Origin of the sequence: Pilosibacter rotomagensis (assembly GCF_045062245.2) — a bacterium.
Taxonomy (GTDB): Bacteria; Bacillota; Clostridia; order Lachnospirales; family Lachnospiraceae; genus Pilosibacter.
The window spans coordinates 733,675-746,856 of record NZ_CM170323.1 but is presented as its reverse complement, the minus strand read 5'-3'; the positions used below and the strand labels follow the sequence as shown (position 1 = coordinate 746,856).

Here is a 13,182-nt window from a genome sequence, read left to right as displayed (position 1 = left end):
TAAACGCCCTGTTTTTATCGAATTCTTCCCATGCAGTAATAGTGCTGCCGCCAGTAGCTCGTCTCAATGGAAGCATAGGAAATTGGGTTGCCGCAGTGGATCATCATCCCGTTGCCGACATAAATGCCCACATGGGACGCTCCGCTGGTGTTGTAGGTTTTCTGGAAGAAGATCAGGTCTCCGGGCTTTGCTTCACTCTTCGGGATAATGTCACATTTCCCAATCAGACCGTTGGCCGTCTGCCTGCCTACATTCCAGCCATTTCCGCAGTGGTTGATGACCCAGCTGACAAAGCCGGAACAGTCAAAACTGGTACTCGGCGAGCTGCCGCCCCAGACATAGGGATAACCGAGATATTTCTCTGCTTCGGTAATCATCTTCCGGAATTTTTCATCCGTCAGAGCTTCGCCCGGAATGTCGTAATCCTGATATTCTCCGCTGGAACCTGCACCATCCGGCGTTGCAAAGGCAATGCCTGCAAACAGGTCATCCCGATTGCCTCGGCACTCCAATGTGACTTCGTAGCGTTGCAGCTGGTCATCTGTAAGGCCGGAATTTCTGGCAACATAGTCCACACCCCGATTGAGCAGCGTTACATTGAGGATTTTATACTCATACTGTACCGTTACCTGATAGGTGTAGGTGTGTCCGGTTCCGGTGAGCGGATTGTAGCGATAGCCCACACGGGTTTCTTTCCTCGTCCGGATTTCCACCTTTTCCTCCAGCTTCAGCTCATACTGCGCTTCAAAAATACTCTGGAGCCGCGCCTGCACCTGGCTTCTCGTGTAGTTTTCAAATTCTACGGTTAGCAGAGAAGCAAGCTCATAGGGATTGTGACCAATCTCTGCCAGATTGTAGCGATACTCGTCATAGCCCGGATGGTCGGTTTCAATGCGGTCGATTTGTTTGCGAAGTTTATCTTCCAGCTTGGTATAATCCGTCTCCACGCCTTTCAAATCTTCATCTTCCGCTGTGTAGGAAGTCCCCAGCACCACATTGCCGCCGCCATTGATCAAAACAGAGCAGGACGATACCGACCCGGCAATCACCAAAACAAGCAGTCCCACGGCCGCGATACCGATGATGATATACGAGTGGCTCTGCACAAACTGAAACGCCTTTTCCGTCATGCTGGCAGTACCCTGCGCAGCTTTGGCTGTGCCAGCTGCTGTGTTCTCCGCAGCGGCCGCACCTGCCTTCGCAGCGGCATACTCTTTTTTGATGGCCTGCTTCTGCCGCCATCTGGAAAAGAAATTGGAGGCAGCCTGCGGATCAGACTTCATACGTTCCGTAAAGATGGAATCTACGGCATCTTTATCTGCCTTTTTCTCCAACCGCTCCAGCTTTTTGTACTTCCGCAGCTTTCGACCATATTGGAACCGGGAACCAGCGCGGGCTGCTCCTTCCGCTGAACCTTCGGTAAAATGCGCTGCCTCCACGCCGGAATTATTATCCTGGTCGGCATTGCGCACACTCTGATGCGCTTTGGCTGAAAGTGCATCTGCCGCAAGATTCCCCGGCTTCTTTGGCTTTTCGCCTTTTTTCCTGGGAGCCGCTGCATTCCTCTTTGCCTTTACATCCTGCTCCGATTTCAGCTTCTTACTGCGCATCTTGACAAGATCGGCCTCGTGACGAATCTGCCTGCGGTGTTCCGCTTTTTTCTTGCTGCTGTCTCCCGTACTGCTATCGGCAGTTTTGTTTCTGGAATCGCGAAGGGTGTTCTCCGCACCCTCGCGCTCCTGCCTCAGCTTGTCTCCGAGATTCGGATTTTTCTTGCCAGCCATCGCTTACGCCTCCTTCGCTTCCTGCACTTCGGTTAATTTTGTCGTCATAATCCGGTACAGTTCCAGATCGGTCGGGAAACGATCAACGAACGGCAAAATCACATTTCCGTAGAACAGCAGTCCTTCACCTTCGCCGGAGTGGGTCACATAGGACAGCTGGTGCGGGCTGATATTCAGCTGATCCGCCAGAATCTGACGGTCACCGGCTGCCTGATTCAGCATATAAATGAAGTCGCTGTTTTCAAAAATGTTCGTCACTTCGCGGGAAGAAAGCAGGTCTTTCACATTCTGGGTGATGCCGGTGGGAATACCGCCCCATTTACGAAATCGCTTCCAGATTTCCACGCTGTAGGCCGCTGTCTGCTCTTCTTTCAAAAGTAGATGGAACTCGTCCATATAGTAGCGGGTGGCTTTACCGGCATTACGGTTGGCGGTCACTCGCCCCCAGACCTGATCCTGCACCACCAGCATCCCGATCTTTTTCAGCTGCTTGCCCAGCTCCTTGATGTCATAGCAGACCAGCCGGTTATTGATATCTACATTGGTGCGGTGGTTAAACAGGTTCAGCGAACCGGTCACATAGATTTCCAGTGCCGTTGCCACATGGTGTGCTTCCTTTTCATCCTGCCGGAGCAGTGCCTCGTACAAGTCCTGCAACACCGGCATGTTCTCCGGCACCGGATTCTCAAAATAGGTCTGGTAAATCTGATGAACGCAGCGGTCGATGACCGTCTTTTCTACCGGCTGCAAGCCTTCCTTGCCGCCCACGATCAGCTCGCACAGAGACAGGATGAAATCTGCTTTCAGGGCAATCGGATTATCCTCTTCTGAATAATTCGCATTGATGTCCATCGGATTGATATACTGCGTGCTGGAAGGGCTGATTTTAATGACCTGCCCCTCAAATTTCTGCACCAGTGCCGTATACTCGGCTTCCGGATCGCACACGATTACATCGTCATCCGTCACCAGGAACGCATTGGCGATTTCTCTCTTGGCAGAAAAGGATTTACCGGAACCGGGGGTACCCAGAATCAGCCCGTTGGGATTCTTGAGCTTTTTCCGGTCAACCATAATCAGGTTGTTGGACAAAGCATTCAGCCCATAGTACAGAGCTTCTTTCCCGGTCTGAAACAGTTCCTGGGTAGTAAACGGCACGAAAATTGCCGTGCTGCTGGTAGTCATGCTGCGCTGAATCTCAATCAGGTTCTGTGCCAGCGGCAGGCAGCTCATCAGCCCCTGCTCCTGCTGAAAGTCCAGACGGCGCAGGTTGCAGTTGTACTTCTGTGCGATGCTGGAAGCCTGAAACACATTGGTTTCCAGCTCCTGCTCCGTCTCGCCGGTGTTCATCACCAGAAAGGTCAGCAGGAACATACGCTCATTCTGGCTCTGCAACTCCTTCAGCAGTGCCTTTGCGTCCTTGCCGTAAGTTGCCAAATCTGACGGAATGATGTCCATATCGTAACCGGAACGGACAGCTTTCTTCTGTTCCTCAATCTTGGAACGATCCAGCTCCGTAATGGTGTGCTTAATGGACTTGATTGCTTTGTTCTGGTCTACCGACTGAATGTGCATGGTCACAATCTGGCTGGATTCCATATCCAGAAAATCTTTCAGCAGCTGGTCCGACAGGTCGGAAGCCGTAATCTGGAGATAGGACATGGAGCCATACATCCCGCCCATCTGAAAAATGCGGTTCTTCGGAAAGGCAAACCCGGTCGGTGCAATAAAGTCCTTTACCGACAGTCCGCTCTCCGGCAACCACTTCCAATCGAAATTGAATCGGTCATGGTCACCCATGTGGAACATATCGTGCATCAGATGAAGCCGTTCCTTGCCGTTCAGCAATTTTGCCCGGACACCCAAGCGTTTGAAGTTGTTCATCAGGTCGATCTCGATGTGGATAAGCCTCGGCTTTGCCTGTTTCATGGATTCCGCCTCAATGCCAAACGTCAGATACTTCGTCTTGGTCAGGCCGTTGTTACCTTGGGCAAGCTGGCGGCGCAGCATGGTGCTGTACTCCGTGCGCACCGGATTGAAATGATCCTTCTGGTACGGGATGCGCACCATCTTCTCAAAATTCGAGGCATCCGTAGCCATATTCATAAAAGAAAGCTCAAAGCGGATGCTGGAATCAAAGAAGTTCAGGAAGCTGCACCATTCCTCAAAGATAGCCGTCTGATCTTCCTGCTGCGCCAGCTGGTAATTGATGTCCTGAAACTGAATGGTTTTGGTGTAGTAATTGTCCGTCACACGGCAAATACCGTCCGGGAACATCCGCTGAAAAGGAATGCTCTCCTGTGCCGAATGCGGAACCGTGCGGTCACCCCTTGCACGATCAATCACCGTCTGCACCTGTTTTTGCTCTGCGGCTGACAGATGAGACGGCATTCGGATGTCATCCTGCTTTTTATTCTTCGCTGTCAGCTTTTCGAGAATTTTGAACAATGCGATTTACCTCCATTTCCACGTCTGCCTGCTGAACCAGCAGTGCATAGTAATTTTTCGTTTTGTAAGGCCGCGTTTTCGGCCTCTTGAACTTCGCCTCATAGAAATGCTTTGCCACCACTTCCAGCGGCTGACCGTCTTTCTCGTACATGGCAAGAAAGAAGAGCGGCAGCATCACTGCCATCATGCCAAGTGCAGCAAGGCTCAGATTTCCGCTGGATTTGAGCAAAAAGAAAACCGGAACGCCAATCAGCGCACCGGCTCCGAAGCAGAGAATCTGCCGTTTGGTCAGGTTCATAAAGACCTTGGTCTTGACCTTTGAAAGGTCTCGCGGCACAGAAATATAAGATGCCATGAATCATTCCTCCTCTCTTAGTGCGCTGCAAACACGGATTTCGCGAGGCTTCCCGTCTTAAACAGCGTAAATGCCAGCAAAACCGTATAGCCCAAAACGCCCCAAATGCTGCTGATGATGTTATCCGAAAAGGACAGGTTCTGAATCAGAACTGCATAGATGCCTACACAGATCATGATAAGAAAGCCCTGGAATCCCAGTGCAAACAGGGAGCGCAGATAATTTTGACCGGTATGGCTCTGCTCATGGTTTCCAAAGGTTGCGAACGGAATCGGCGCAAGGCTCACCATGAGATATATTTCCACCATTCGGCCATACACGATGACAAAGATGATAGCTGACAACGCCAGCATCGTGACCTGAACCACAAAGGTCTGCAAATACAGTCCCAGCAGCGGTCCTAAGTCCATGCCTTCCAGCGTGGCCTGCATTGCTGTCAGGGTCGCATCGCTGACGGACGTACTGCCGGAAATCAGCCCGCCGCTTCGGGAGATCACTTGCTGCGCCACATCAAAGACAGCCATCGTGATATTGAATGTGTTCGAGATCAGGGTCACTGCCAGAAAGGTCTTAAAGACCCATTTGAAAAATGTCCATGTCTCGAAATTTGCCAGATTGTTATGCTCAATGAGCATCTGGATCAGCTCATAACAGGCGATGAAAGTCAGCACCATTCCGGCAATGGGCAGGATCACGGATTCCGAGATGTTGCGGATCATAGAAAAAACAGCAGGTGAAAAGTTCGCCGGTGTGGTTCCCACATCGCCTGCGATCTGTCCAACCTGCTGGTTGACCGAATCGAACATCCCTGAAAGATTTCCCATGATACCGCTGATGATCATGCTCTTGAGCCAATCTGTGATCTGTTCAAGGATACTCTGCATGAGCCGCCTCCTTCCTTACGCAAACACGCCGAACAGCTTCGCCATCCGGGACAGAAGCATGAACAGCTGAGAGAAAAGAGACAGTGCCGATGCAGTTGTAGTAAGAAACGCCATAGATTTGTCCTCCTGTAACTTGTCCGGCCTATCCGCCGGTGCGATTCTAAACTGCGGTTCTGCGCCATACTTCCAACATGTGCACCTGCCAGAGAGCGCAGAAAATAGCCAGCTGCGGAGATTGCCTGCACCTGACTATGTAACAGGCAGCTTTCGCCGCCCGGCCGGAATCTTCGCTCCGACAGCTTTTGCTTAACCGAACAGACCGGAAAGCAGCGGCACCAGAGTCGTACCGATCAGTGCCACGCCGCCGCCAGCCATCAGCTGTTTTATCCCCAATTAGGTGTAAAACTCTGCTCGATGGCGGGCGGCGGCGTACAAAAAATCTATATGGTGTTTTTAAGAGAACCGTCCCGGCGGGACAGGTCAGGCAGTGACCTGTTCCACCTCCGGGATGGGTTTGAGATTAAAATGAATTTCGATAGAAATGTGTCTTGTTTTATCTTCGTCAATGTGCTCATGCACGACGATTTCTTTGATTAAGCGGTTAAGGGTGGCTGCGTCCAGCTCTGTGATGTTGGCATATTCCTGAATGGCTTCCACCCATTGTTTTGCATCATTGGCAAGCTGGGCTTCATCGGACAGCCGCTTCCTGCCCTCGGACACTTTTGCTTTAAGCTCCGTCTGCTCGGTCTGTGTCTTTTCCAGCATGGTGTTGAAATTCTGCTCACTGATACGCCCTGCAATCATATCCTCATAAAGCCGCATGACCATTTTATCCAGAACCTCAATCCGTTCCTCGTCCCTTGTAAGGGAGCGTTCCATTGCTTCCCGCTGTTCCCGCTGCTCGGCTTCGCAGGTATTGGTCAGGCGGTCGGCAACCGCTTTCCCGTCCATCAGGGCAGCTCTGGCACATTCCCGGATTTTCCGCAGCACATGGCTGTAAAGGGTGTCATAGTCAATCCGGTGCTGGGTGCAGTGGTTCTTTCCAAAGGCATTGTAGGTCTTGCAGGAATAAATCTGCTGGGGATGTTTTGCGTTTGTGTAGCGTATCGTCAGCGACTTCCCACACTCGCCGCATTTTATCAGTCCGGCAAACAGGCTGATTTCATTGGTCTGCCCCGGACGCTGGCGGGATTTCAGCTTGTTCTGCACAATGTCAAAGCTCATGCGGTCAATCAGCGGTTCATGCTGTCCCTCCACTACAATCCAGTCCTCCGGCTTCTTTTCCCCAATCGTGCCGATTTTGAAACGGTAGTCTTTTTTCTGGGAAGCAATCGCCCCGGTGTAGACGGGATTCATCAAGAGGTCTTTGATAACGGAGAAGTCCCACATATACCGTCCGTTTTCCGGGTCTTTCTTTTCCCATTTGGTGCGGGTATTGCGAAGCCCCCGTTCCCGGTTCCACCATGTGGGGCAGGGGATTTTTTCTTCCTCCAGCCGTCTGCGGATATAGTTCGGACCATGACCGTTTAGGGCATATCCGAAAATCAGCCGCACAATCGGGGCGGTTTCCTCGTCAATGAGCAGATGGTTTTTGTCCTCCGGGTCTTTCCGATACCCAAACGGGGCAAGACACCCGGTAAACTGTCCTTTCTGCGCTTTCAGAAGATAAGAGGAATGGACTTTCTTGGAAATATCCTTGCTGTACATCTCGTTCAGGATATTCTTGAACGGGGCAATATCGTTGTTATCCCGCAGGGTGTCGATACCGTCATTCATGGCGATATAGCGGACACCGTTTCTTGGGAAAAAGTCCTCAATCAAATGCCCGGTTTGCAGATAGTTCCGCCCCAGTCGGCTGAGGTCTTTCGTGATGACAAGGTTGATTTGCCTGCGCTCAATGGCTCTCAACATTCTCTGTAAATCAGGACGCTCCATATTAAGACCTGTGAAGCCATCGTCCTGATAGACTGCCACAACCTCCCATCCCTGCTTTTCGCAGTATTTTTCCAGCATATCACGCTGGTTGGAAATGGAATTGCTCTCGCCTTGCAGCTCGTCCTCATGGGACAGTCTTGGGTAAAGGGCGGTAATGAGTTGCTGGGTGGTCTGTCTTAACATAAATTCCTCCGTTTCCGACAGCCAGCCCCACTATTCCGTACCTTGATTGTACCACATGGGGCGGCTGTCTGTATAGCGGCAAAAGCGTCAAATCTGCTTCTTTACGGTCGGTAAAAATGACGGTTTTTCAATCAGGCTTATCACAGGTCAAATATCCGGCGGCGGCTTCTGCTTCCAGCACTTTCATCATCTTGTCAGCGGCGGTGTCGGTCGCCCCCTCCTTGAAAAAGCCAGACACCACAAGGATTGTGTTGCCTATCCTCGTTTCGGTCACGCAGTCCGGGCGGCGGGCAGGGCGTTTGTTTCTCTGGGTGTCGGTCATAGGCAAATCTCCTTTCCGGCAAGCAGCCGTTTCAGCTGTTCCATTTTTCCCTGTGCGGCGGCTTTCCTCAAATTCTCCCCGGTAAAGCAGAGAGGGGAACACATTTCAAGCAGGCGGTCATAAATCCGGGCGTGGGCGGTGTCCTCCGGGTGCTGCAATTCCTCCAGCGTGAGGTTGGTCGTCACAATCAGCGGCTTCCTGCTCCGGTAGCGGCTGTCAATCACATTGTAGACCTGTTCCAGACCGTATTCTGTGCCACGCTCCATTCCAAAATCGTCAATGATGAGCAGGGGGAAGCTGCAAAGGCGGGAAATATATTCGTTCCTGCCCGCAAAGCTGGCGGCAAGGTCGTTTAATATTGCTGCAAAGTTTGTCATGCACACCGGGACTTCCTGCTCCATGAGGGCGTTTGCAATACACCCGGCAAAATAGCTTTTCCCAGTGCCTACCCTGCCCCACAAGAGCAGCCCGTAGTTCCCGTCCTTTATCTGTTCCCAGCGTGCCACATATCCGGCGGCGTTCTTCATCTGCGGGCAGCTGCCGTTATCGTTGGCAAATGTCCAGTCCTGCATGGTCTTGTCTGTAAAGCCCTGCCGTTTCAGCCGTTCCACCGTTTCAAGGTGGCTGCGCCGCTTCTCGGCGGCTTCCCGTTCCTTACGGGCTGCCCGCTGGCAGTCGCACTCTGACGGGTGGCGGTCACGCCCGAAAAAGGTCTTGCCCTCCGGGAAATAGGCTTCTTTGGGTTTCCGGCATTTGCCGCAGTATAAAAGCCCGTCCTCCCCGGTGTAATCCTCCGGCTCGGCTGTGGTGTCGGTCATAGGCAGTATGGTGTTGTGGATTGTATCGGTCATAGGCTTTCTCCCTCCTTGAATGAATAGTCCGGTATGCCTTTCTTTGGCTTCTCTTTGGCAGCGTCCTCCTGCGCCCACTTGTAAATGGTGGCTGCATGGCTCTGGTACTGCTTCCCGGTGGAAGCGATGTGGCAGGAAAGGCGGTCAAGGTAATACTCCCACTTGCCGGGGAAGTCCTGTTCCAGCTCCAAAAGTTCTGTGTCAGAAAGAAATACATTTTTATATCTGCCATAAGCGGCGGGGGGCTGCCCCTCACTCGCTCCTTTTGTTTGGCTCTCTATTAGGTTGTTTATATTAGTTTGGTTAGGGGACGGTTTTCCGACCGTCATAAGGTCAGTTTTCCGGCTGTCAGTTGGTCGGTTTCCCGCCCTTATGAGGGGCGGTTTTCCGTCCGTCAGTTGGTCGGAAAACTGTACCACTGGGATAGGCGGCACTTTCACATACAGACGGTTGGCGGCAGAAAAGCCCGTCCGTCTGCGTTCCAGCAGCCCGGCAGCGTCCAGTTCGTTCAGTGCGCCCTTTATGGTGGTGCAGCCTTTATCCAGCATTTCCGCTATCTCTGCTATGGGGTAGACAATGTATGTCCGTCCCTCGCTGTCCTGCCAGCCGTTCTTCTGCGAAAGGGTGGAACGGTCTAACAGCAGCGCATATAACTCTCTTGCGGTGTGGGATAGGTCTGTTTCCAGCAGGAAACGGGGGTAAGGCAGGTAAGCGGGCAGCTCCGTTCCTGCGGTCATATAATCAGCGATAGGGTTCACCTCCTTGTGGTGTCTGTCTGTGGGTTCTGTTACGCTTTTAGGGGGCGTTTTTAAGGGAAAAGGATAAATGTATCACGCACCCTTTGACACCCTCCAAAAAAGCCTTGATTTATGCGGGTTTGAAATGCCCTAAAGCGTGACATTTCTCCCTTTGTTTCCGCTTCCGTTTGGCGGCGTTTATCCGCTTCATGCGTCCGGCGCAGTCCGGGCAGTATTTCCCCCGGTTGGATTTTGGGAAGAAGAACGCCCCGCAGACAGCGCAGCGTTTCCGGCTTCCCCGGCGCAAGAGGGCGGCTTCCAGTGCTTCATCAAGGGGCAGGACAGCGGCGGTAAACCAGCGGCAGAGCAGCGAATAGCTGATACTCTGTACACACACGCAAGGCTCGCCGTCCTCCAACAGCAGGCAGTTCCCGCTGTCATAGTTGCAGCACTCATGCACAAGGCGGCGGGCTGCCCGGTACTGGCGGTAGTCCATGCGGGGGATATTACCGTTCATGGCTCTGCTCCTTTCTGCGCTGCGGCTCGCTCCGGCGTAAAATCTGGTCGATATTGCCCTTGACAGTCTGCAAGCGGCGGTACTCCTCCCGTTTTGCCCGGTAATCGTTGTAGCCGCTGTTTTTCTCTTTGATAAGGCTTTCAATCTCTGCTTGCAGGGATTTATAGCTCGGCAGCTTGGAAATGCCGTTCTCCCTGAAATAGCGGGCGGCTGCGTCTGCTATGATAAAGTCACTTTCATGCTTCTGACGGTAGGCTGCTTTTGCTTTGGCGTTTTTCTGCTGTTTCAGCCCGTCCCGGACAGGGCGGGTCTTGGAATAGGCAAGCACCTGCCGTTGCAGCTCCTTTTTCCCGTTCAGCGTCTTTTCCACCTGCTTCAACCACGCAAGGCTTTCCTGCATGGCGGCATAGGCGGCAGAACAGGCTTCGTCCAGTTCCTCCGGGGAGGAAAAGCCGTACTGCTGATAGGCGGTAACGGTAGCTGCCATTTGCTTTAGGTTGTGCTTTGCCGCCCAGCGGTCATAGCCCACGCCCTTGCCCTCGGCTCGCTTGGCTTCCCGGTCAACCATGCGCTGCAAGGTGTTGTCTGCCGGGGTGGTTTTTGCAGCTTTTTCCCCTTGTAACGGCTTTTTAACTGCGGCAGGGTATTCGGGTATGGCTTTGGTCTGTTCGGCAGCTCTGTGGGCGTTCTGCGTGAGCAGGGCAAGGACAGCAGCCTTGTCAAAATCGTCCCCCAGCTTTCGGGCTGTGATAGGCTTTGTCCTGTCCGGCGTGAGGTAGGAAAGCCGCCCCCGGCTCTCCTTGACGGTCACACCCTCCCGCAGCAAAAGGGAAGAAAACTCGTCAAAGCTGCCAGCTTGGGAAAGTGCCTGCCGTATCGTCTGGCGCAGCTTCGCCTTGTCCGTTTCAAACTTGGTGGGCTTGGTCGGCTGTCCGGCGGCTTCTCTGGCGGCGTTCTCTTTGTCAAGGGCAAGCTGCCCTTTCTTTGCCGCCCAGTATTCCCGTTCGGTTATCCGTTCCTTGCTGCCGTTCAAGAGGTCGATTTGGTAAAGCCCCTCCCGGTGGCACATTTCCATGACTTCGCTCTTGAAATATTCCATAGCGGCGTTGGTGCAGCGGTGCTTGCAGCCCTCCAGCGTGTCGGCTGGTCTGTCCATGTAGGGCAGAAGCGGGACTTCGTAAATCCGCAGGGAGTTGATGACGATATGCACATGGATATTCCCGCTGTGGTTATGCCCGTCCGGGTGGGTGCAGATTAGGGCTTGGTGTCCGGGGAAATGCTCCTTGCAGAACTGCTCGCCCAGCTCCTGCGCCCGGTCTACGGTCAAGCCGTTGTCTGTCCCGTCCCGTGGGTCAAAGCTGATGATATAGTGGTGGCTTTTCACATCTTCCCGTTTTTGGTTTTTCTCATAGCGGAGATTGGCTCGCATACAGGCAACAGCGAAATCCTCGCCCCCGCAGTTGAGGGAAGAAATGCGGTAATCCTCCCTCGGTATCAGCCGCCCGTTTTCATCAAGGGTGGCTTTCATGGTAAACTCGTCATGCTCAAATGTGAGATAGGCTTCCGCTGCGCCATAGTCGGCGTTTTTAGAGCTGATATGTTTGAATGTTGCCAACAGCGTCACCCACTTTCTGCAAGACTTCAAACTTTAGGGCAGCAAGGTCGGAAACCGCCGCCCGTACCTCCCCGGCAAGCTGCGGATAGGGACTGTGCCACTCGTTCAGCGTCCGGGCTATCTGGTTTAAGTTGCCGCCGATCCTCCCGTATTCGGCGGTCAGCTTCCCGACAGCGGCAAGCAGCTCGTCATTGATGGGGGAAACGGTTATGATGGGGCGTATGGCTGCCCCGGTTATGGCTTGCCGGATAAACTCGGCTTGGCTCATGTGGTAAGCAGAAAGCCGCTGGGCAAACTCGGCGTATTCTTCCTCGGTCATGCGTGTTTTGACTACCCGGCTGCGGTGCGGCGTGTTGTATCGTTTCATAGGTGGTTGACCTCCTTTCTGTGCGTGGTGTCCTCTCACTAATAGGAGAAAAACAGGGTGTGAAGCGGAACTGTTTTTGAAAAATCCGAAAAATATTTTGAGGGGTTTTTCAGCGGCGCAAGCCGCATAAGCAGGGTTTGGGGAAGGCACTCCCCAACAAGATTCCCGCAGGGGCAAAATGAGCGATAAGCGAATTTTGGCACCTCGGTAGAATCTTGCTCTAAGAAACTGCCGGCCTGCCGTTCACTTGCTACTGCCACTTTTTCAGAAAATCTATAACCAGCTTTTTTTATAAAAGGCTGCGGGCTGGCGTTTTTCCCTTACTCCCTACAAACCACAAAAGAGCAGAATGGACGGACTTTCCGGCAAGAACTTTTCCGGCGGCTCGGTCTTTCCCGACAATAAGGCGTTTCGGAAGCTGCGTTTTGCCCGCTGTCTGAAAAAAATGGCAGCCTTTTTTGGTTTCACTGTCTAATACGGAACTTTTGGAAATTTGCCAAAAATGGACGCAAAAAAAGCAGCAAATCTTTTTCGGATTTACTGCTTCATGTGCCGCTGCGGTGCGGCGGGATGGATATTCAGTTGAAATAAAAGAGGATGGTGGTACTTTAGTCTATCGACTCTTTACTAACTATTAGGTAATCTTGAAAGATTTTCCTTGAATTTATCTAAAGAATGTTCATTGTTTCCCGCAAAAATAAGTGGAATTGTATATTCATATGATATGCCATTTTCATAGTCCGATAATTGTATTTTTATAGTATCATCCCTCTCATCTTTAGGTGCTATATATATGAATGAATTTTTATTTATATCAGATATTTTCCCTTTTTCAGAAGAAACAGTATAACCCCAGTCTGTTAAATTTGTCTTTATTGTAACTTCTGTTTCTGTTTCTTTTCTAGTCTGCAATGCTGTTTTATCGATTTGGATATCAAAAGGAGTCGAACCTAACAATTCACTGTTTATATTTACAAGTTCTTCTCCATTTGTTTTAGAAATATTAGATTCATCTTCATAATTTTGTTGAGATTCATCTTTTGGTGTTTCTCTGTTACATCCTAATAAAAAGCATAAAATAATTAGTACTAATACAGAAAGTTGTTTTTTTTGCATTTATTTCTCCTTTCATATTATCGAAGAAAGCACTGAGAGTACTTTCAAGAAATTTTGAAATATTCTCA

Annotated in this window: 12 protein-coding genes and 1 pseudogene; all 13 read right to left on the bottom strand. The window is 51.6% G+C overall.

Annotated features, from left to right (window positions below; translation table 11 throughout):
* Window positions 1–14: 14 nt before the first annotated feature.
* A complete protein-coding gene (locus ACI3EW_RS03290) occupies window positions 15–1,784 on the bottom strand; it encodes a CD1108 family mobile element protein (RefSeq protein WP_257322275.1) in 1,770 nt (589 codons plus the stop codon).
* 3 nt (window positions 1,785–1,787) lie between these two features.
* The gene (locus ACI3EW_RS03285) at window positions 1,788–4,175 is read right to left on the bottom strand and encodes a VirB4-like conjugal transfer ATPase, CD1110 family (RefSeq protein WP_117963970.1); all 2,388 of its coding nucleotides are present in this window, start codon (window positions 4,173–4,175) and stop codon (window positions 1,788–1,790) included.
* Window positions 4,176–4,194: 19 nt separating this feature from the next.
* Window positions 4,195–4,587 carry a PrgI family protein gene (locus ACI3EW_RS03280; protein WP_002576402.1) on the bottom strand — a complete coding sequence of 131 codons (393 nt, stop codon included), beginning with the start codon at window positions 4,585–4,587 and terminating at the stop codon, window positions 4,195–4,197.
* Window positions 4,588–4,604: 17 nt separating this feature from the next.
* The gene (locus ACI3EW_RS03275) at window positions 4,605–5,471 is read right to left on the bottom strand and encodes a VirB6/TrbL-like conjugal transfer protein, CD1112 family (protein ID WP_005929916.1); all 867 of its coding nucleotides are present in this window, start codon (window positions 5,469–5,471) and stop codon (window positions 4,605–4,607) included.
* A 306-nt stretch (window positions 5,472–5,777) separates the two neighbouring features.
* A pseudogene (locus ACI3EW_RS03270) lies at window positions 5,778–5,861 on the bottom strand (Maff2 family mobile element protein); the annotation flags it as partial.
* A 90-nt stretch (window positions 5,862–5,951) separates the two neighbouring features.
* A complete protein-coding gene (locus ACI3EW_RS03265) occupies window positions 5,952–7,589 on the bottom strand; it encodes a recombinase family protein (protein WP_485663268.1) in 1,638 nt (545 codons plus the stop codon).
* A gap of 127 nt (window positions 7,590–7,716) precedes the next feature.
* Window positions 7,717–7,911, bottom strand: a complete 195-nt coding sequence (locus ACI3EW_RS03260; RefSeq protein ID WP_002594231.1) for a transposon-encoded TnpW family protein — start codon at window positions 7,909–7,911, stop codon at window positions 7,717–7,719.
* Entirely contained in the window at window positions 7,908–8,762 is an 855-nt protein-coding gene (locus ACI3EW_RS03255) for an ATP-binding protein (RefSeq protein WP_002594232.1), read from the bottom strand. Before ACI3EW_RS03255 ends, ACI3EW_RS03260 begins: the two co-directional genes overlap by 4 nt.
* Entirely contained in the window at window positions 8,759–9,499 is a 741-nt protein-coding gene (locus ACI3EW_RS03250; protein WP_002594233.1) for a replication initiator protein A, read from the bottom strand. Before ACI3EW_RS03250 ends, ACI3EW_RS03255 begins: the two co-directional genes overlap by 4 nt.
* 130 nt (window positions 9,500–9,629) lie before the next feature.
* Window positions 9,630–10,016, bottom strand: a complete 387-nt coding sequence (locus ACI3EW_RS03245) for a cysteine-rich VLP domain-containing protein (protein ID WP_002594234.1) — start codon at window positions 10,014–10,016, stop codon at window positions 9,630–9,632.
* Window positions 10,006–11,631, bottom strand: a complete 1,626-nt coding sequence (locus tag ACI3EW_RS03240; RefSeq protein WP_142410547.1) for a relaxase/mobilization nuclease domain-containing protein — start codon at window positions 11,629–11,631, stop codon at window positions 10,006–10,008. The genes ACI3EW_RS03245 and ACI3EW_RS03240 overlap by 11 nt, the downstream gene beginning before the upstream one ends.
* Window positions 11,603–11,998, bottom strand: coding sequence for a plasmid mobilization protein (locus ACI3EW_RS03235; protein WP_002594236.1), 396 nt, complete (start codon window positions 11,996–11,998; stop codon window positions 11,603–11,605). The genes ACI3EW_RS03240 and ACI3EW_RS03235 overlap by 29 nt, the downstream gene beginning before the upstream one ends.
* A gap of 627 nt (window positions 11,999–12,625) precedes the next feature.
* Window positions 12,626–13,114, bottom strand: coding sequence for a hypothetical protein (locus tag ACI3EW_RS03230; protein ID WP_002569239.1), 489 nt, complete (start codon window positions 13,112–13,114; stop codon window positions 12,626–12,628).
* Between the last annotated feature and the right edge of the window lie 68 nt (window positions 13,115–13,182).

Bases quoted from the DNA above. Each gene is read 5' to 3' on its own strand.
- ACI3EW_RS03290 (WP_257322275.1), bottom strand. From the start codon at position 1,784: ATGGCTGGCAAGAAAAATCCGAATCTCGGAGACAAGCTGAGGCAGGAG.
- ACI3EW_RS03285 (WP_117963970.1), bottom strand. From the start codon at position 4,175: ATGCCGTCTCATCTGTCAGCCGCAGAGCAAAAACAGGTGCAGACGGTG.
- ACI3EW_RS03280 (WP_002576402.1), bottom strand. From the start codon at position 4,587: ATGGCATCTTATATTTCTGTGCCGCGAGACCTTTCAAAGGTCAAGACC.
- ACI3EW_RS03275 (WP_005929916.1), bottom strand. From the start codon at position 5,471: ATGCAGAGTATCCTTGAACAGATCACAGATTGGCTCAAGAGCATGATC.
- ACI3EW_RS03265 (WP_485663268.1), bottom strand. From the start codon at position 7,589: ATGTTAAGACAGACCACCCAGCAACTCATTACCGCCCTTTACCCAAGA.
- ACI3EW_RS03260 (WP_002594231.1), bottom strand. From the start codon at position 7,911: ATGACCGACACCCAGAGAAACAAACGCCCTGCCCGCCGCCCGGACTGC.
- ACI3EW_RS03255 (WP_002594232.1), bottom strand. From the start codon at position 8,762: ATGACCGATACAATCCACAACACCATACTGCCTATGACCGACACCACA.
- ACI3EW_RS03250 (WP_002594233.1), bottom strand. From the start codon at position 9,499: ATGACCGCAGGAACGGAGCTGCCCGCTTACCTGCCTTACCCCCGTTTC.
- ACI3EW_RS03245 (WP_002594234.1), bottom strand. From the start codon at position 10,016: ATGAACGGTAATATCCCCCGCATGGACTACCGCCAGTACCGGGCAGCC.
- ACI3EW_RS03235 (WP_002594236.1), bottom strand. From the start codon at position 11,998: ATGAAACGATACAACACGCCGCACCGCAGCCGGGTAGTCAAAACACGC.
- ACI3EW_RS03230 (WP_002569239.1), bottom strand. From the start codon at position 13,114: ATGCAAAAAAAACAACTTTCTGTATTAGTACTAATTATTTTATGCTTT.